The sequence below is a fragment of the Natrinema hispanicum genome, assembly GCF_900111485.1.
In the GTDB taxonomy this organism is placed as follows: domain Archaea; phylum Halobacteriota; class Halobacteria; order Halobacteriales; family Natrialbaceae; genus Natrinema; species Natrinema hispanicum_A.
This window is the reverse complement of the sequence record NZ_FOIC01000001.1, coordinates 47,397-65,385: the sequence shown is the minus strand read 5'-3', so window position 1 is coordinate 65,385 and position 17,989 is coordinate 47,397. Positions and strand designations below refer to the sequence as shown.

General features: G+C 62.9%; 16 protein-coding genes. 11 read left to right on the top strand and 5 right to left on the bottom strand.

Annotated elements, in window-relative coordinates; translation table 11 throughout:
- The first annotated feature begins 28 nt into the window (after positions 1 to 28).
- From BSG09_RS00335 to BSG09_RS00290, 10 genes are all read left to right on the top strand, one after another.
- A complete protein-coding gene (locus tag BSG09_RS00335; RefSeq protein ID WP_092929448.1) occupies positions 29 to 832 on the top strand; it encodes an amino acid ABC transporter ATP-binding protein in 804 nt (267 codons plus the stop codon).
- 41 nt (positions 833 to 873) lie between these two features.
- Positions 874 to 1,611 carry a TOBE domain-containing protein gene (locus BSG09_RS00330; RefSeq protein ID WP_092929446.1) on the top strand — a complete coding sequence of 246 codons (738 nt, stop codon included), beginning with the start codon at positions 874 to 876 and terminating at the stop codon, positions 1,609 to 1,611.
- Positions 1,612 to 1,711: 100 nt separating this feature from the next.
- Entirely contained in the window at positions 1,712 to 2,155 is a 444-nt protein-coding gene (locus BSG09_RS00325; RefSeq protein WP_092928931.1) for a universal stress protein, read from the top strand.
- Positions 2,156 to 2,316: 161 nt separating this feature from the next.
- Positions 2,317 to 2,817, top strand: coding sequence for a universal stress protein (locus tag BSG09_RS00320; RefSeq protein WP_092928929.1), 501 nt, complete (start codon positions 2,317 to 2,319; stop codon positions 2,815 to 2,817).
- A 141-nt stretch (positions 2,818 to 2,958) separates the two neighbouring features.
- The gene (acs, locus tag BSG09_RS00315) at positions 2,959 to 4,950 is read left to right on the top strand and encodes an acetate--CoA ligase (RefSeq protein ID WP_092928927.1); all 1,992 of its coding nucleotides are present in this window, start codon (positions 2,959 to 2,961) and stop codon (positions 4,948 to 4,950) included.
- Between the two features lie 125 nt (positions 4,951 to 5,075).
- Entirely contained in the window at positions 5,076 to 7,292 is a 2,217-nt protein-coding gene (locus tag BSG09_RS00310) for a bacterio-opsin activator domain-containing protein (protein ID WP_092928925.1), read from the top strand.
- Between the two features lie 337 nt (positions 7,293 to 7,629).
- Complete coding sequence (acs, locus tag BSG09_RS00305) at positions 7,630 to 9,606, top strand: acetate--CoA ligase (RefSeq protein WP_092928923.1); 1,977 nt, start codon at positions 7,630 to 7,632, stop codon at positions 9,604 to 9,606.
- A gap of 55 nt (positions 9,607 to 9,661) precedes the next feature.
- On the top strand, positions 9,662 to 10,108 hold the full coding sequence (locus BSG09_RS00300) for a DUF4212 domain-containing protein (RefSeq protein ID WP_092928921.1): 447 nt from the start codon (positions 9,662 to 9,664) through the stop codon (positions 10,106 to 10,108).
- Positions 10,105 to 11,790 carry a sodium:solute symporter family transporter gene (locus BSG09_RS00295; RefSeq protein WP_092928918.1) on the top strand — a complete coding sequence of 562 codons (1,686 nt, stop codon included), beginning with the start codon at positions 10,105 to 10,107 and terminating at the stop codon, positions 11,788 to 11,790. The genes BSG09_RS00300 and BSG09_RS00295 overlap by 4 nt, the downstream gene beginning before the upstream one ends.
- Before the next feature lie 4 nt (positions 11,791 to 11,794).
- Positions 11,795 to 12,256, top strand: a complete 462-nt coding sequence (locus BSG09_RS00290; RefSeq protein ID WP_092928916.1) for a universal stress protein — start codon at positions 11,795 to 11,797, stop codon at positions 12,254 to 12,256.
- A gap of 897 nt (positions 12,257 to 13,153) precedes the next feature.
- Here BSG09_RS00290 and BSG09_RS00280 read toward each other — a convergent pair.
- The 4 genes from BSG09_RS00280 to BSG09_RS00265 form a co-directional block, all read right to left on the bottom strand.
- Positions 13,154 to 13,369 carry a hypothetical protein gene (locus BSG09_RS00280; protein WP_092928912.1) on the bottom strand — a complete coding sequence of 72 codons (216 nt, stop codon included), beginning with the start codon at positions 13,367 to 13,369 and terminating at the stop codon, positions 13,154 to 13,156.
- Between the two features lie 92 nt (positions 13,370 to 13,461).
- Entirely contained in the window at positions 13,462 to 13,827 is a 366-nt protein-coding gene (locus BSG09_RS00275; protein ID WP_092928910.1) for a cupin domain-containing protein, read from the bottom strand.
- 53 nt (positions 13,828 to 13,880) lie between these two features.
- Positions 13,881 to 14,357: a cupin domain-containing protein gene (locus BSG09_RS00270; protein ID WP_092928908.1), complete on the bottom strand. Its 477-nt coding sequence runs from the start codon at positions 14,355 to 14,357 to the stop codon at positions 13,881 to 13,883.
- Between the two features lie 57 nt (positions 14,358 to 14,414).
- The gene (locus BSG09_RS00265; RefSeq protein ID WP_092928906.1) at positions 14,415 to 15,572 is read right to left on the bottom strand and encodes a LolA family protein; all 1,158 of its coding nucleotides are present in this window, start codon (positions 15,570 to 15,572) and stop codon (positions 14,415 to 14,417) included.
- 101 nt (positions 15,573 to 15,673) lie between these two features.
- Here BSG09_RS00265 and BSG09_RS00260 point away from each other — a divergent pair, with 101 nt between their 5' ends.
- Positions 15,674 to 16,867: a M24 family metallopeptidase gene (locus BSG09_RS00260; protein ID WP_092928904.1), complete on the top strand. Its 1,194-nt coding sequence runs from the start codon at positions 15,674 to 15,676 to the stop codon at positions 16,865 to 16,867.
- Here BSG09_RS00260 and BSG09_RS00255 read toward each other — a convergent pair.
- A complete protein-coding gene (locus tag BSG09_RS00255; protein ID WP_092928902.1) occupies positions 16,864 to 17,874 on the bottom strand; it encodes an aldo/keto reductase in 1,011 nt (336 codons plus the stop codon). The two genes, BSG09_RS00260 and BSG09_RS00255, sit on opposite strands and share 4 nt — an antisense overlap.
- Positions 17,875 to 17,989 lie beyond the last annotated feature (115 nt).

Below are 17,989 nucleotides of genomic sequence, written 5' to 3'. Positions count from 1 at the left end.
GGCCGACCGAACTGGAGGTGACCAGCCGATGAACCTCGCACTCGAGGACGTCTCCTACGGCGTCGACGGCACCGAAATCCTGACGGAGATCTCGCTTGCGCTCGAGTCAGGCGAAATCATGACGATTATCGGCCCCTCGGGGGCCGGCAAGACGACGCTGTTGCGGCTGGCTGCCCTGTTCGAGCAGCCGACCGGCGGCACGATTCGCTACGACGGGACCGACCCCTGGGCGCTGTCACGGGACGATCGGCTCGTGATCCGTCGCCGGATCGGCATGGTCTTCCAGCAGGCAAGCCTGTTCGATGCGCCGGTTGCGCGTAACGTCGATATCGGACGACGGGTTCGGTGGTCGTGGCCGCGCCGGGTTCGAGCGTTCCTCGAACGACTCCTCCCTCGCCAGTTTACTGGCTCGCCGGCCGTCGATGAACGGACGCTCGAGGCCCTCGAGCTGGTCGGGCTCCGTGACGCGTGGGATCGCGATCCGGCGTCGCTGTCCGGCGGCGAAGCACAGCGGGTGTCGTTTGCCCGCGCGCTCGCAGCAGCGCCCGAAGTGCTGGTGCTTGACGAACCGACGTCTGATCTCGACCCGCGGAACACGGCCATCCTCGAGCGGGCGATCGAGCGCTCTCGCGAGCGCGATCACGGCGTCTTGCTTGCGACTCACGACATGCATCAGGCCGAGCGGATTTCGGATCGCGTCGCCTTCCTGCTCGAGGGGGAACTGGTCGAGGTCGGCCCGCCGGGCCAGGTCTTCAACAATCCGCGAGACGAGCGAACCGCGCGGTTCGTCCGCGGCGACCTGTTGTACGATGATAACGAACTTCCCGCCTGACCGCGAACACCTCCGTGAGCGGCGCGCCGCTGACTGAGATCATGGAAAAAGCGTTCGACCCCTACCTACGGATCGACGACGTGACCGTCGATCGAAGCGACGTCGAGATGTTGCGCGCGATCGACGACTGTGGCTCGCTGTCGGGTGCAGCAGACGCCCTCGAGCGATCCTATCCGCGCCTCCAGCAGCGGGTGGTGGCACTCGAGGAGTCGATCGGCCCGCTGGTCGAGCGGACTCGCGGGGGTGCCGACGGTGGTGGGAGTTCCCTGACGGAGACGGCGCGAGAGCTGCTGGTGCGGTTCGATCGGCTGGTCGCAGCCTACGAGGGCGTCGCGCGCGTCGATGAAACGGCCCTGTCGGGGCCGGTCGTCGATCGTGACGGCGAACTCGCAACCGTCGAGACGTCCGTCGGTGCGGTACTGGCGGTCGCCCCGGCCGACGCCGCACGCGTGGCCGTGACGATCCGTTCCGATGCGGTCAGTCTACATGCGCCCAGTGAGGTGCCACGAGCCGAGGGAACCAGCGTCCGCAACCGGTTTTCGGGTACCATCTCGTGGCTCGATACCGGTGATGCCGTCGTGCGGGTGGGAATCGAACTCGAGCGTGACACAAACGGCGATGGAGCCGACTCGCCCGAACTCGTGGCGCTTGTCACCCGCAAAAGCGTCGAGACGCTCGGACTCGAGCCTGGCCGCTCGATCGTCGCCTCGGTGAAGGCAACGGCGGCGCGGGGGATCGCACAGGACGAGTTGGACGCCGTTTCGACCGACGCAAACTGATCGGCCTGTCGGGACCGGTGGGTTCGATATCGACTCGAGCAGTCGTGCGATACCCGGTCAGAGCCACAGCCCTTTCTCGCGGGGGCACCTAGCATTACGTATGTACGATTCGATTCTGGTCGCAACTGACGGCAGCGAGACGGCGACGACTGCGGTCGACTACGCGCTCGCGCTCGCAGCGCAGTTCGACTCGCCACTGTACGGCATCGCCGTCGCCGACGACCGGACCGAGTACGACACGGGGATCGTCGATCCCGATGAGGCTCTGCAACACCTTCGCAAGCGGGCCGCAGGCTGGCTCGAGACGGTCGAATCGAAAGCGGCTGACGCCGACGTGGCCGTCGAGACGGCGGTTCGGACCGGCGTCCCCCACGAAGAGATTCTCGCGTACGCAAGCGAGAACGACATCGACGTGATCGTCGTCGGTGCCCGGGGCCGCTCGTCGCTCAAGGGGGCACTGCTCGGCAGCACCATCGATAGGGTCGTCAGGGTCGCCGATCGGACGGTACTGGTCGTCGGTGACGACGATGCCCGGGACCAGTGATACGAACGACTGGACGTCAGTTCCGGCACACCCGCATGACGGGTGTGGGTGTGCCGGGACACAGTGATAGCAGCCCGGATGAGTGTCAAACAGTACTCGAACCCGAGTCCCCGTTTGCTGGAGGGAGAACATTTACGTCCGCTGTCGTATGACATACCCCTATGTCATTGCTCGTTCCCTTCGACGGGTCGGAGTTGGCCATGAACGCACTCGAGCGCGCCTCCACGTTCGGTGATCTCCTCGACGAGGAAGTCGTCGTTCTGACGGTTATTCCGGACGACGAGGAGTACGCACGGGATCGCGGCTGGATCACGCAGGGCGAACCGTTCGAGCCGGAGACGATCGCCGCGGGCATGCAGACCCGCGCCAAAGAGGTCGCACCGGAAGCGACCGTCCGCTCCGAGCGGGTCAGTTCCGACGAGCCGACCGCGACATCGACGACGAACGTCGTCCGCGAGATCCGACGGGTCGCCGGCGACCTCGAGGCGTCGGTCGTCTTCATCGGTTCCGAGAACGCGGGCTCGGTCATCGCTCCCCAGTCGAGCGTTGGCAGCCCGGTCGCAAATGATCAGCGGTACGACGTCTACGTCGTCCGCGAACCCGGCGACGAGGACGATTCAGACGACCGCTCGGATCTCGATTCCACCCAGGACGGATTCTGAGCCCCAACGACGCTCGAATCGCCCTGCTGTGGGCCGAAATACGGTTCAACCGACCGTTTCATTGATTGCAACGGCGCGTCTCACTGCGCGGTGGTCCAGAGGAACGTTTATTCATCTGACCGACCACGTTTCGAACGATACATGGTCGAACGAAACGGGCGGAGCCACGAGACCTCGACACCGTCAGGCTCCACCCTCAGTCCTCCCGACTCGTTCGTCGAGCAGGCGAACGTCGCGGATCCGGCGATTCACGAGCGCTTCGAGACGAACTGGCCGGATTGCTGGACGCGTGCGGCCGACCTCCTCTCATGGGACGACCCCTACGACACCGTCCTCGAGGACGACGACGCCCCCTTCTACCGCTGGTTTTCCGATGGCCGATTGAACGCCGCCTACAACTGTCTGGATCGCCATCTCGAGTCGGGGCGGAAAAATCACGCCGCGATCCGCTGGGAGGGCAAGCAAGGCGAGCGCCGGACCTACACCTATCAGGACCTCTACGTCGAAGTCAACGAGTTCGCGGCAGCGCTGCGCGACCTCGGTGTCGAAGAGGACGACGTCGTCACGATCTATCTGCCGATGATCCCCGAACTGCCGATCGCGATGTTGGCGTGTGCCCGGATCGGTGCACCCCACAGTGTCGTTTTCGCTGGCCTCTCTGCGGACGCGCTCGCGACACGGATGGACGCCGCAAACAGCGAGTTCCTGATCACCTGCGACGGGTACTACCGGCGTGGCGACGCCTTCAACCAGAAGAGCAAAGCCGATAATGCCCGCATCGGCCTCGAGCAGGACGTCCGGACGGTCGTCGTCGACCGGCTTGGCGACGATATGCCACACGTTCTCGGCGACGACGAGTGGGACTATCACGAGCTGTGTGCCGAGTTCGCCGGCGAGACGGTCGAGCCGGTCTCGCGTAACGCCGAGGACATGCTGTTCTTGATGTATACCTCGGGGACGACTGGCCAGCCGAAAGGCGTCGTCCACTCGACGGGCGGCTATCTTGCCCATGTCGCGTGGACGAGCCATGCAGTCCTCGATATCAAGCCCGAGGACACCTACTGGTGTGCGGCCGACATCGGCTGGATTACGGGCCACTCCTACATCGTCTACGGGCCGCTTGCGCTTGGGACGACGACGGTCATGTACGAAGGGACGCCCGACTATCCCGACCGGGATCGACTCTGGGAGATCGTCGACCGAAACGCCGTCGACGTCTTCTACACTGCCCCGACGGCGATCCGCGCGTTCATGAAGTGGGGGCCTGATTATCCTGGCCGACACGATCTCTCCTCGCTGCGGTTGCTCGGCACCGTTGGCGAGCCGATCAGTCCCCGCCCCTGGAACTGGTACCGCGAGCATATCGGCGGCGGCAATTGTCCCGTCGTCGATACGTGGTGGCAGACCGAGACCGGCGCAGTGGCGATCTCGACGCTGCCGGGCGTCGACGAGATGAAACCCGGCTCGGCCGGCCCGCCGCTGCCAGGAATCGACGCTCACGTGATCGACTCCCAAGGAGAGGCGGTTAAACCCGGCGAGACTGGCTATCTCACGATCGCTCGTCCGTGGCCGGGAATGGCCCGGACACTGTATGACGGCGACGAGCGGTTCGTCACCGAGTACTGGCAGCGCTTTTCCGATCCCGATGCCGACGAGTGGCGCTACTTCAGTGGCGACACGGCCCGGATCGACGAGGACGGCTACATCACTGTCCTCGGCCGCGTCGACGACGTCATCAACGTCTCCGGCCATCGGCTCGGCACGATGGAGATCGAGGGCGCGATCGCCGACGTCGATGGCGTCGCCGAGGCCGCCGTCGTCGGTCGCTCGAACGAGACCGGCAACACCGAGATCTACGCCTATGTCAGCACCGAACGCGAGCGCGAGCCGGATGCAAGCATCCGTTCTGCCATCCTCGAGAGCATCGAGGCAGCGATCGGCCCGATCGCCCGCCCCGCCGAGGTGATCTTCACGCCGGAACTACCCAAGACCCGCTCGGGCAAGATCATGCGCCGCCTGCTCGAGGACGTCGCCAACGGCGAGGAGCTCGGGGACACGAGCGCACTCCGGAATCCCGAGATCGTCGGTGAGATTCAGGCCGAGGTCGGGGACGGCAGCCACTCCGGCCAGTAACGTTTCGTAAACTCAGATAGTCCGAAATCAATCCGGGTTGGAGTTTCTGACCGATCTCGATTACCCCTTACGAACGCCGGGAAGAGGCGATACAATTATGTTCGCGAAACCAAAAGGAGCGAACTATGAGCCTCGAGCAGGGGATGGGGGCGGTACTCAGGAGCCAGGAGTACGAGTCGCTTCTCGACGCTGCCGAAACCTACCGCGAGGCGCTGGTGATTCGCCTCTGTGCCGACGTCGGCCTCCGGCCGGCGGAGCTCACGCGGCTCACGATCGACGACATCGAGCAGGTACGAATCGATCCACCGCGGTATCTCGTCCGGGTTCCGTCCGACGACGGTGGGCGGGATCGAACCGCGTATCTGCCGACTCGCGTCGAACGCGAACTCCGGCGATACGCACGGAGTAACGGGCTCTCGACCAATGAGCGGGTGTTCTCGGTGACGACTCGCCGGCTACAGATGTTGGTCTCTGACGTCGCCGAGCGGGCAAGCGAACTGTTTAACGACCCTGGGCTTGCCGACCTTTCGACGAGCGATCTCCGACAGTACTTCGCCCACACTGCCTTGGTCGAACACGACGTCAATCCCCGCGTCGTCAAAACAGCGGGCGGCTGGCGCAGTTTCGAGGCCCTCGAGTCCTATTTACCCGAGCCGACCGATACCGAAATCGTCGACGCCTTCGACGCCGTCGAGCGGCCGTCGGGCCCTGGACACGACCGATCCGGCGGCCAGTCGGGCCCAGTGATCGGCGACGACAGCGTCATTCGCCTCTTACTAGCGGCAAGCGATCGATACGCATTGCTTCGGCTCGATTCGGACGGCTACGTCGAGCGCTGGAATCGCAGTGCAGCGGCCATGTTCGGGTACCGAGCCGGTGAGATCGTCGGCACGCACGTTTCGACGTTCTATCCCGACGCCGCCGTCGAGGACGGCGCGCCCGAACGAGCGCTGTCGACGGCCATCGAGGAATCGGGCACCGAGACCGAGGGGTGGCGTGTCCACAAGGACGGCTCACAGTTTCGCGCGACCGAAGTCATCTCGCCGCTGCGGGACGATCAGGGCCGACACCGGGGGTTTGCCGTCTTCGTCCGCGACGTCACGGTCGCCCACGAGGAACTCGCGACCGCCCGCGAAAAGCGCGAGGAACTCGATCGACTGTACGCGGTCGCACGCCGTCACCGAGACGTTACGCACGCGTTACTAGATTCAACGGATCACGAAGAGATCGAAACGTCGACCTGTACCGCCCTCACCGACGGCACAGCCTACGAGTTCGCGTGGATCGACCGCGCAACGATGTCGGACCACCGTCGGGAGTGGCGTGCATCCAGCGGGCTCGAGCCTGATGCGGTCGAGCGCGTCCTCCCTGAGAAATGGGACAACGAGCCAGCCACCGGTCCCGACGGCGCGGATTCGGCGACGGCAGCCCAGGCCGGGGACCGGACGGTCCTCGTCGCAACCGACGTGACGGCATCGCTCGAGGACGACACGTTCGAGGGGGCCGTCGCGCGAGTCCCGCTTGCCTACGGCGATACCGTCTACGGGCTCCTCTCGGTCGCGACCGAGCGCCCAGGTGCGTTCGACGATGACGAGCGCGCGTGGCTCTCGACGATCGGTCGGCACGTCGGTTACGCGATCGCCGCCATCCGCCGGCGAAACCTCCTGTTGTCCGACCGCGTGACGGAACTCGAGGTCGCCTGTCGCGACGAACGCTCGTTTTTCGTCGACGCATCACAACGACTCGATTGTCGCTTCGAACTCGACTCGCTGGTCCCGATCGACGAGTCGACCCAGCTCTACTACGTCCGTCTCGAGGGAGCGTCACCGGCCGACGTCTTCGAACTCGCCGAAGACGACCCTGGAATCGAGGACTGTCGGCTTGTCGAGACCGACGAAGACGGCTGGCGTATCGAGTTCGTTATCGACGGTTCCTGTCCGATCGTCACGCTGACGGAGTACGGCGTCACCGTCCGCGAGGCGGTCTTCGAGGACGGCACGGGGACGATCACCGGCGACTGTGCAGTCGATGCGGATATTCGGACCATCCTCGACGGCCTGCGATCCGTGTTTCCGGACTCCGAACTGGTCGGAAAACGTGAGACCGAACGCACCGTCCAGACTGCCCGCGAGTTCCGGGAAGGCCTCGAGGACCGCTTGACAGATCGCCAGGAGGCAGCGCTTCGCGCGGCGTATTTCGGCGGGTACTACGACTGGCCCAGAGAGAGCACGGCCGAGGAGGTCGCGGACGCGATGGGTGTCTCCTCACCGACGCTGCACAATCACCTGCGAAAGGGCCAACACGAGTTGCTTCGAACGTTCTTGGACGATCCGGACGGTTAGACCGCCTGTTCACGAGCCACTGCCGGCAGTTCGGGATCGCGCGACTGTGGTGTGAGGGGGTGGCGCTTACTGGTCGATTTGAGACTAAGTCTCTAGATCCGTCGTTCGATTTAGTGTCACTGACGCTTGATCTGATATCGACTGGCACGCACGAGCTGACGGCTTGCCATCGAGTGGCTCGTCGCACCACCGATTTCACCCCGTTTTTCGCGTGTGAGGCTGCCGCTTTTCCCCTAATATAGTCAATATTCCCTCTGTTACCCTGTGAGTATCGGATCGATTTTGCACAACTAGAGGCCGCCTTTACTATGGTAGTCGATAATTGACTGGGTGTACCATGTCACAGGACAATGCCGATCTCGAGGCACGACTCGCGGAGCAGGACACGTTCGAGCCGCCCGAGTCGTTCGTCGAGCAGGCAAATATCACTGACCCTGGGATCTACGAGGAGTTTGAGGAGAATTGGCCGGGCTGCTGGGAGCGTGCGGCTGATCTCCTCTCGTGGGATGAAGAGTACGACGCTGTCCTCGACGACGGCGACGCGCCGTTCTACGAGTGGTTTACCAACGGCGAACTCAACGCCTCGTACAACTGTCTCGACCGACACGTAGAGGACGGTGCCGGCGACAACGTCGCGATCGAGTGGGAAGGCGAACTCGGCGAGACGCGCACCTACACCTACGAGGAACTGCTGGACGAAGTCGAAGACACCGCCGCGATGCTGCGTGGCCTCGGCGTCGAAGAAGACGACATCGTCACGCTGTACATGCCGATGATTCCGGAGCTGCCGATCGCGATGCTGGCGTGTGCCCGCATTGGCGCTCCCCACAGCGTCGTCTTCGCCGGCTTCTCGGCGGACGCGCTCGCAACCCGGATGAACTCGGCCGACAGCGAATACCTGATCACCTGCGACGGCTACTACCGCCGCGGGGACGCGCTCGATCACATCTCGAAGACCAACGAGGGCCTCGAGGGCGTCGAGCACGAGGTTTCCGACGTCGTTGTCGTCGACCGACTGGGCGACGATCTCGACCACGAGCTCGCGGACAACCAGCACGACTACGACGACCTCGTCGCCGAGTACGAGGGATCGACGGTCGAGCCGGTTGCACGCGATTCCGAGGACATGCTGTTCCTGATGTACACCTCGGGCACGACCGGCCAGCCGAAGGGTGTCAAACACACCACCGGCGGCTATCTCGCCTATAGTGCCTGGACGAGCCACGCCGTCCTCGACATCGAGGCCGACGACACCTACTGGTGTTCGGCGGACATCGGCTGGATCACGGGCCACTCCTACATCGTCTACGGGCCGCTCGCGCTGGGGACCACCAGCGTCATGTACGAGGGCACGCCGGACTACCCCGACAAGGACCGCATGTGGGAGATCGTCGAGAAAAACGAGGTCGACATCTTCTACACCGCACCGACCGCGATCCGCGCGTTCATGAAATGGGGCGAGGAGTACCCCGCCCAACACGACCTCTCGAGCCTGCGCTTGCTCGGGACCGTCGGGGAGCCCATCAACCCACGCGCGTGGAAGTGGTACTACAAACACATCGGCAACGAGGAGTGCCCGATCGTCGACACCTGGTGGCAGACCGAGACCGGCGGCATGATGATCACGACGCTGCCCGGTGTCTGTGAGATGAAACCCGGCTCCGCCGGGCCGCCGCTGCCGGGCATCGACGCACAGGTCGTCGACGCCAACGGCGAGGAAGTCGACGCCGGCCAAGCCGGCTACGTCACGGTCAACAACCCGTGGCCCGGCATGCTCCGGACGCTGTACGACAACGACGAACGCTTCATCAACGAGTACTGGAACGAGTACTCCGACGAGGAGGCCGACGAGTGGGTCTACTTCCCCGAAGACGGCGCGAAGATCGACGAGGACGACTACATCACCATCCTCGGCCGGGTCGACGACGTGATCAACGTCTCCGGTCACCGCCTCGGCACGATGGAGATCGAGTCGGCCGTCGTCGGCGTCGAAGGCGTCGCCGAAGCCGCCGTCGTCGGCGGCGACCACGAGGTCAAAGGCGAGGCCGTCTACGTCTACGCCATCCCCGAAGACGGCTACGAGGGTGGCGAGGAACTCGAGGGGCGCGCCGCCGAGGCCATCCTCGACTCCATCGGTCCGATCGCCAAGCCAGAGGAGATCGTCTTTACGCACGAACTGCCCAAGACGCGCTCGGGCAAGATCATGCGCCGCCTGCTCGAGGACATCGCGAGCGGCAACGAGCTCGGGAACACCTCGACGCTGCGTAACCCGGATGTCGTCGACGACATCGCGGAGCAGGTCTCGACCGACTAACCAACCCATATCTTTTTAAGATAACAAACAAGTCAATAACACGATTCGTCACAATATGCCAGATAATAACAGCCACAATTCGACTGACAAACAGATCGAAACGGACGGGGGGGTGGCCGGACAACCAGGCCAGTCCCACCGAAATACCGACTACCTCAGTGCGGAGATCAACTTGCTGAACCCGAGTACGCCGTTCATGCGCGATCACCTGCGTGTGATCTGGACCGGCTTTATCGCCTGGGCGATCCTCGTGTTCGGCCCTGTGTTCGCGACGATCGCGGCACCGGAGACGATGACCTCGCAGATACCAGTCATCGAGTTCCCACTGCACTACTTCCTGGTGGCCTTCTGTGCGCCATCCGGTGCGCTGATCCTCTCGGCGTGGTACGCCCGCAAGCGTGACCAGCTGGACGCGAAGTACGGCATCGACCACTCGGAGCCGACGGGAACGGCCGGCAGCGCCGAAGACGCCACGGCAACTGACGGAGGTGTCGACCAATGACGGGCACGGGAACCCTCCTGCAGTCGGGCCTGCTACCGCAGGGAATGGACGTCTCGTTCAAGCTTGCACCGGCTGTCCTCGTTTTGGGGATGCTTGCGATCTTCCTCCTGATCGGCTTCGTGTTCCGCGTGGCCGACACGGAGGACATGTGGGTCGCGGGCCGGTCGATCGGGAACATCGAGAACGGGATGGCGATTGGGGCCAACTGGATGTCGGCCGCATCCTACCTCGGGATGGCAGCGCTGATCGCCCTCTCGGGCTTTTACGGACTGGCCTTCGTCGTCGGCTGGACGACGGGATACTTCATCCTGCTTATCTTCATGGCCGCACAGATGCGCCGGTTCGGAAAGTACACCGCACCGGACTTCGTCGGCGACCGATTCAACTCTGATACTGCACGTGGCATCGCAGCAGTCACGGCGTTCCTGATCGCCTTCGTCTACGCGATCGGTCAGGCCCGCGGGATGGCCCTTGTCGGCCTGTACATCTTCGGCGACATCGGCTTCGCCGGGCTCAGCGGCTACCAGGCGATGGTCATCGTCATGATGGCCATTACGGTCCTCTACCTCACCCTCTCGGGCATGATGGGTGCGACCAAGAACATGGCCGTCCAGTACGTCATCCTCATCGGTGCCTTCCTGGCCGGCATGTACGTGGTCGGCTGGACGCAGGGCTACTCGACGGTGCTCCCGCAGATCGAATACGGGATGCTGATCAGTGAGCTCGGCTCCGAGTTCAGCGAACCGTTCGCAACCGCCAGCCCGTACCTCTGGATCGCGACGTGTTTCTCGCTGGTCGTCGGGACCTGCGGGCTCCCTCACGTCCTGGTCCGGTTCTACACGGTTGAAAACGAACGAACTGCCCGCTGGTCGACCGTGACCGGGCTGTTCTTCATCCTCCTGCTGTACCTCGGTGCGCCGGCGTACACGGCCTTCGGTGTGCGGCTGTTCGACGTGAACCCCAACACCGCCACGACGTACGCTGCAGAGGGCGGCATGTCCGCAGCAACTGCCGACGTTCTCGTCGTGGTCGCCGCGCAGTTCGCGAACCTCCCACAGTGGTTCGTCGGCTTCGTGGCTGCCGGCGGGATCGCCGCCGCGATTGCAACGACTGCCGGGCTGTTCATTACTGGCTCCTCGGCAGTCTCCCACGACATCTACGTCAACCTCATCAACGAAGACGCGACGCAGCGCCAGCAGATTCTCGTCGGTCGGCTGGGCATCGTTGCCCTGGGCGTCCTGACCACGCTGGCTGCACTCGACCCCGCGGCACCGATCGGCGCACTGGTGTCCTACGCGTTCTCGCTGGCCGGGTCGGTGCTGTTCCCGATGTTCTTCCTCGGTCTCTGGTGGGAGAACACGAACCGTCAGGGCGCACTCGCCGGGATGCTCACTGGCCTGACCATTTGGTTCATCCCGATGATCAACGAGGTCTTGCCCACGTACATCAGCAACGGTGAGCCATACGTCGCCGCACTTGCACAGTGGCTGCCGGCAATCGGCTCGGCACTCGTCGGCGTTCCAGTCGTGTTCGCCGTCACGATCATCGTCTCCGTGATGACCGACGAACCGTCGCTCAAGACCAAGAAGATGGTCCGACAGTGTCACAGCCCCGAACCGATGGGCCAGCAGCAGTCTGCAGAAGACGTCGTGACCGACGGCGGCGAACCCCTCGACGACTAAGACAATGTACGAGAAAATACTCGTTCCGACAGACGGCAGCGAAACGTCCGAAGCGGCGGTCGAGCACGCGATCGGCCTCGCCGAAAAGTATGGGGCCGAAGTACACGCCCTGTACGTGGTCGATACCGACTCGATGAGTCTCAGTCTCGGGGCTGAACAGCTCGATCGTATCGAACAGGGTCACTTCGGCGAGATGACCGAGATCAAAGACCGTGCCGACAGCGCCACCGGCTTCGTCGCCGACCGCGCCGCCGAACACGGCCTCGAGACCGTCGAGCACGTCTCGGCGGGCAGACCTCACTCGCTGATCGAGGACTACGTCGAGGACAACGACATCGACCTCGTCGTCATGGGCTCGCACGGCCGTTCAGGCATCAAGCGTGCATTGCTCGGCAGCGTCGCCGAACGAACGCTTCGTAGCGTGACGTCACCAGTGATGGTCGTCGATAGCCGCGACTCGGCATAGACGCAGCGTTTTTCACGGTTTTATTCGGCCACAATACGTCTAGTTACGACTGAAATAATTTGTAGCTGTTAATTCGGACCCGATCGAACTGCGCGGCAGGAAGTCTGGTTACTGCTGATGTGGAACCTGTGCTGTCCAGTCGTCTGACCCGGCTCCCCTCGGCAATCAGTTACGACGGCTTTTGCTTCTCAGTAGATAATAGCGCGACTTCGTTATCCAGAATTATTCTTGAAAGTAAGTCCGAAACCAAACCGGCCAGTTCGGTCACTACATGTGCTTATTGAATCTGGTTACGCGTCCTGTCTATTCCAAACCACGCTGAAACCTCGTCCGATCGAGTATCCAACCAGTGTAATCACGCCAGATACGATTGCTCCGGTGACAAGTGGATATATGAAAGCGGCCGGATTCGCCATGACTGGGATGAACAGATTGAGTGTGAAACCAAAACTTGGGCCGAATGTGAGTATCCAATTCCCAACGAGGTCTGTACCCTGAAACGCCCGCAGGACAACGATAACAGTAATAAAGAGCGCAGCACCATTGACAATTGCCGATTGTACTGAAGTCGCGGGTTCCAAGTCCCAGACCCGCAAGCCAGTCAACGTCCCAAGAACAAAGAGAAATGCGGCAGTGGCCACTAAAATCTCACTTGTTCGCTTCTTCAAGAACATATAAATTTGTCTTGTCTTACATTACGTATGCCTTGTGGGTCAAACTGAGATGGTCTAAGCGATCTGTGCATCCACTCTACTGAACGCGGGTTTCACGAGCTGCACTGGATAAAGAAACCGTATTACTATAGCCAACCAGAAAACCGTATTCGGCGGCACCACTCGCTGACAAAACCTCGTCTGGTGTCGCTTCCGACTGCAACCGACAGCGGTCGCTACTGTACTACTGCGTTTGTTTCGCGGCTTCGAAACTCCAGACGAGTCCGAAGTACGCGACGATCCCTGCGGCCATGAACATATAGCGGGCCCAGTCCGGTCCATCAAGGAGACGGACGATGAGATCAACCCCCGTCACCCAGAGGATTGCAAATACCAGATCAGTCATCATTCCCCACCGCTCCTCGCGGGCCGTTTGAATCCACTCGCGAACGCCTGTCATCGACCCATCACCCGGCTCGTACTGTTGTCCATTGTGCGACTGTTTCGCAGGGCCCCGGAAAAAGCCTATCGACGTCTCACGAGTGTACCCGGCTACTGGTCGTAGAACTCGTCGACTTCGGCGGCTGGAAACGCCGGCGTTGCGGCGGAGACGTACTCGAGCGGTCGGTCACCGGTGTTCTCGAGGCTGTGTTCGGTGTTCGACGGAATATGCACGAGATCGCCAGCTGCAACTGTGCGTTCGTCGTCGCCGACGGCCATAACACCAGTGCCGGAAAGGATGACGTAGACCTGTTCCGGGTCGTGTTCGTGTCTCACTTGCCGTGCCCCCGGTTCGACATCGACCCAGGTGATCGTCAGGTCAGTCTCCGAGACCTCGTGCTGTGAGTGGAGGATGTGAGAGACCAGCCCGTCGTTGCGAGTGAGTGCCGGTGCATCAGATTTGTTCACTACTTTCATGAAAACACAAAGTCATGTGTAGGATATAATTCTTTGGAGAACCGACATCATCGTCACTCCTCCCAGTACTCAGTCTCATCGTCGATGTGGTAGTAGCCCTCGAGCGTCCGTTCTCCGCGGCCGCCCGGCGGCGAGCCGACGAAGACGCCGAACTTGTCCATCTCCGGATAGACGGTGACGTCCGGCTCGTTCATCGTCGACATCGCGAGATATCGAAGTGGTTTCTCGCTGTCGTTGACGACTCTGTGGCCACCGCTTTCGTTCGCCGGGAGCGTGACGTAGTCACCGGCTGTCAGCGCCTCGAGGCCAGCTTCGGTTTTGAGCTTCCCGTCACCTGACAGGACGTAGAGCGCCTCCTCGTTGGCTGTGTGGTAGTGATAGGGCCACGAGCGCATTCCCGGCGGGAGTTCATACAGGCTACAGCCGAGCGCGGCTGCATCGACGGCGCTCGAGAGCTCCTTCCGATGAAACGTGGTCTCGTCACGGTCGTATTCTTGCCAGTCGACGTCCGATTCGTTCGTCTTCTCCATACCACGACCATTTGTATTCTCGTTCACATATTAGTACGGGCCGATCCCGTCACTCAATCAGGGACAGCCGATCGACGACGCGATCTCGAGCAGCGGCGCGTCGTCGGTGAGACTCGAGACCTCGTAGCTCACATCATCACAGGTCCAGAACACGCTCTGAATCCGCCCATCGCGACGGTAGGCCGTGTGACCGTCGACTTCGATCTCCTCGAGGACGTCGGGGCTGAACCGCTGGACTTCCCGGACGGCCACGTAGAGTTCGCGTGCGACCACGTTCGGATCGTTGTACCACAGCGTCGTCGTCGTCCCGAACCGTTCGGCCTTCTCGACGACAGTGACCCGATCGAGGAGATACGACCCTGGGACTGCTGGCTCCGGCAGGTGATACGGAGCGACTGCTTCGGCAGCCGCTCGCGACTCGAAGACGCCTAACGGCTTGCGCCCGTCGGTGACGACGGTCGCGTCGGTCGGTGGGTGGTACGTAAACGTCCCCGGCTCGAGTCCTGCGTCGATCACTAGATCCTCGTACGTGACGGTCAGTTCGTGGCGCGTCTCGCCGTCGATGCTGACTGCGTTTCGCTCCTTGATCGGATACCGGTACTCGTCGTCGATCCAGACGGTCCGCGAGAGATCCATCGCATCGGGATCGCCGGTCATCCGGAGTGGGACGACGAAGGTCGTCTCCCCGACGACGAGGTTGATCGTCGGCCCGATGTCGTCGACCGGCGGCTTCGTCTCGATAACGTGTGCCTCGCGGCCATCGACAGTTTCGACCCCTTCGTAGCCGAGGCGGGACTTCTCGAGGAGGCTCTCGAGAACGAGCCGTGTCCGATCGGTATCGACCTTGTTCGGATGGTACTGTTTGTCGACGACCGCCGTCGACGGGTTGTACTCCCACGTCGTGGCTCGGTTGGTTACGGTCACAGCGCCGGCTGGGATATCTGGATCGGTCGACTCGAGGACCTCGATGCGCTGTTTGGCCGGCGGGTTGCGTGCGATGCGTTCCGTTCGCTCGACGGTCTCGTCGGGCGTTTCGACCGTCATGGTCCGACGGGCCTGCAGGTCGGTCATGTGGCGGCGCGTCTCGATGGCGTCGCGAACGAGGGTCTCGCTTTCAGGGGGCTCAGTTTCGGGCGGCTCGTCGTCACCCGGATAGCTCACACAGCCGGCAAGTGCAGCCGTGACCCCCACAGCGAGGAGCCGCCGACGATTCATACGCGGGAGATTACCATCTCTAATGATAAGTCTGTGGGTTCGATCAGTCGATGATGCCCGTGACCCCCGGTGTTTTGTGCGCGGCTCTCCCACGTTCAGTCATGAACGTCGATGCTGATCTCGCCGCACTTCGAGAGTTTCTCACAGCCAACGGGTTGGATGGCTACCTGATCGACGACGACGCCGCGGACGCCGACCAGCGGTACGTCTCGGGCTTTACCGCGCCGGATCCCTATCAGACGCTCGTCACGCAGGACGGTGTCTCTCTGCTCGTCTCCGGACTCGAGTACGGTCGCGCGACCGCCGACGCGAACGCGGACGCGGTCACTCGACGGGCCGCCTACGACTACCAGGAACTGGTCGCCGAGCACGGCCAGTACGAGGGACGGATTCGAACGATCGCGGCCTTTCTCGCGGATCACGACGTCGACTCGATCGCCGTGCCACAGACGTTTCCGACCGGAACCGCCGACGGCCTCCGCGAACACGGCTTCACGGTGACGTTCGAGCCCGAGGGGATCGTGACCGACATCCGCGCGACAAAAACCGACTGGGAACTCGAGCAGATCCGAGCGAGCCAGCACGCAAACGAGGCCGCGATGGCACGGGCCGAGGAGCTGCTCGCCACCGCGACCGTCGAGGACGGGACCCTCGTTTACGACGGCGACCCACTCACCAGCGAACGCGTCAAACAGGAAATCGAAATTACACTGTTGCGCCACGGCTGTTCGTTGGACGATACGATCGTCGCCTGCGGGGCCGACGCCGCGGACCCGCACGATCGGGGCAGCGGGCCGCTCGCAGCCGACGAGTTGATCGTGATCGACATCTTCCCCCGCGATAAGGAGACGGGCTACCACGCCGACATGACCCGCACGTTCGCCCGCGGCGATCCCGGCGCGGAGGCCCGCCGGCGCTACGAGGTCACGCGCGAAGCCTACGAGGCCGCCCTCGAGGCCGTCGAAGCTGGCGTCACCGGCGCAGATGTCCACGGTGCGGCCTGCGATGTGATCGAGGACGCAGGCTACGCGACGCTGCGGAGCGATCCAACCACCGAGACGGGCTTCATCCATAGCACCGGCCACGGCGTTGGCCTCGACGTCCACGAACAGCCAAGCGTCTCACCGGCCGGCGGCGAGTTGCAGCCGGGCCATGTGATCTCGATCGAGCCCGGTATCTACGATCCCGCAGTCGGCGGCATCCGTATCGAAGACCTGGTCGTCGTCACCGAGGACGGCTACGAGAACCTGACGGCGTATCGCGTCGGGCTCGAGCCCACCGCGAACTCAGTTTAGCGATAGCCGTCGTCGTCCACACCACGCGCGTCGTCGATCCGGGCGAACTGGTCGTCGCTCAACTCGAGGTCGACCGCGCCGACGTTTTCTTCGAGTTGGGCCGGGGTGCGTGCGCCGACGATCGGCACGCAGGTAAAGCGGTCCTGCGCCATCAGCCATCGCAGTGAGACCTGTGCGGGCGTGGCGTCGAGTTCGTCCGCAACTGATTCGACGGCCTCGAGGACCTCCCAGGCAGTGTCGCTCGTATAGCGATCCTCGAACAGGTCGGTGAGGCTGGCTCGCGAGCCGTCCGGCGCGACGACGGTGCCGTCCTCGGCGCGCTCGTATTTCCCGGTCAAAAATCCGCCGGCAAGCGGCGAGTACGGACAGATCGCGATGTCTTGATCCGCACAGACGTCGAGGTAGTCACCGACGTCGTCCGTATCGGCGGCGTTGAACATCGGCTGGGTCACGTCGAACCGCTCGAGGCCCTCTACGTCGCTTTCCCACAGCGCCTTGGTGAGCTTCCAGGCGGCCATGCTCGAGGCTCCCAGGTAGTTGACTTTCCCCTCACGGACGAGGTCGGTGAGCGTCCGGAGCGTCTCCCGGATCGGCGTGTTCTCGTCCCAGCGGTGGATGTAGTACAGATCGAGGTAGTCAGTCCCCAGTCGCTCTAAGGTGCCCTCGATCTGGGCGCGGATGTGCTTGCGTCCGAGTCCGGAGTCGTTCGGCCCGGGTTCGCCCCAGCCGTCGAAGGGGAAGTAGACCTTCGAGGCGATGACGAAGTCCTCACGGTCGTGGTCGTCGAGCCACTCGCCGATCCACTTCTCGCTGGTTCCGTCGGGGTCGCCGTAGACGTTGGCCGTATCGATGAAATTGATCCCGTGGTCCCAGGCGGCGTCGAGGAGGTCGTGGGCCTCCTCGCGGTCCGTTTCGACGACGCCACCGGTCTCGCGACCGAAGCGCCAGGTGCCGAAACAGAGTTTCGAGACAGTCGTCCCCGTGTTGCCGAGCGTGGTATACTCCATGGAAGCGGATTCGGTGGCAACTGCCAAAACGGGTTTGGAAGCGGTGATCGCGCGCTGGCGGGCCATTGTGGGACACTCGAGGGCGGTGTTTCCGAAGCTACAAACTGCTCGACGG

Bases quoted from the DNA above. Each gene is read 5' to 3' on its own strand.
- BSG09_RS00330 (WP_092929446.1), top strand. From the start codon at position 874: ATGGAAAAAGCGTTCGACCCCTACCTACGGATCGACGACGTGACCGTC.
- BSG09_RS00270 (WP_092928908.1), bottom strand. From the start codon at position 14,357: ATGGAGAAGACGAACGAATCGGACGTCGACTGGCAAGAATACGACCGT.
- BSG09_RS00260 (WP_092928904.1), top strand. From the start codon at position 15,674: ATGAACGTCGATGCTGATCTCGCCGCACTTCGAGAGTTTCTCACAGCC.
- BSG09_RS00300 (WP_092928921.1), top strand. From the start codon at position 9,662: ATGCCAGATAATAACAGCCACAATTCGACTGACAAACAGATCGAAACG.
- BSG09_RS00280 (WP_092928912.1), bottom strand. From the start codon at position 13,369: ATGACAGGCGTTCGCGAGTGGATTCAAACGGCCCGCGAGGAGCGGTGG.
- acs (WP_092928923.1), top strand. From the start codon at position 7,630: ATGTCACAGGACAATGCCGATCTCGAGGCACGACTCGCGGAGCAGGAC.
- BSG09_RS00290 (WP_092928916.1), top strand. From the start codon at position 11,795: ATGTACGAGAAAATACTCGTTCCGACAGACGGCAGCGAAACGTCCGAA.
- BSG09_RS00310 (WP_092928925.1), top strand. From the start codon at position 5,076: ATGAGCCTCGAGCAGGGGATGGGGGCGGTACTCAGGAGCCAGGAGTAC.
- BSG09_RS00320 (WP_092928929.1), top strand. From the start codon at position 2,317: ATGTCATTGCTCGTTCCCTTCGACGGGTCGGAGTTGGCCATGAACGCA.
- BSG09_RS00325 (WP_092928931.1), top strand. From the start codon at position 1,712: ATGTACGATTCGATTCTGGTCGCAACTGACGGCAGCGAGACGGCGACG.
- BSG09_RS00275 (WP_092928910.1), bottom strand. From the start codon at position 13,827: ATGAAAGTAGTGAACAAATCTGATGCACCGGCACTCACTCGCAACGAC.
- BSG09_RS00255 (WP_092928902.1), bottom strand. From the start codon at position 17,874: ATGGAGTATACCACGCTCGGCAACACGGGGACGACTGTCTCGAAACTC.
- BSG09_RS00295 (WP_092928918.1), top strand. From the start codon at position 10,105: ATGACGGGCACGGGAACCCTCCTGCAGTCGGGCCTGCTACCGCAGGGA.
- acs (WP_092928927.1), top strand. From the start codon at position 2,959: ATGGTCGAACGAAACGGGCGGAGCCACGAGACCTCGACACCGTCAGGC.
- BSG09_RS00335 (WP_092929448.1), top strand. From the start codon at position 29: ATGAACCTCGCACTCGAGGACGTCTCCTACGGCGTCGACGGCACCGAA.
- BSG09_RS00265 (WP_092928906.1), bottom strand. From the start codon at position 15,572: ATGAATCGTCGGCGGCTCCTCGCTGTGGGGGTCACGGCTGCACTTGCC.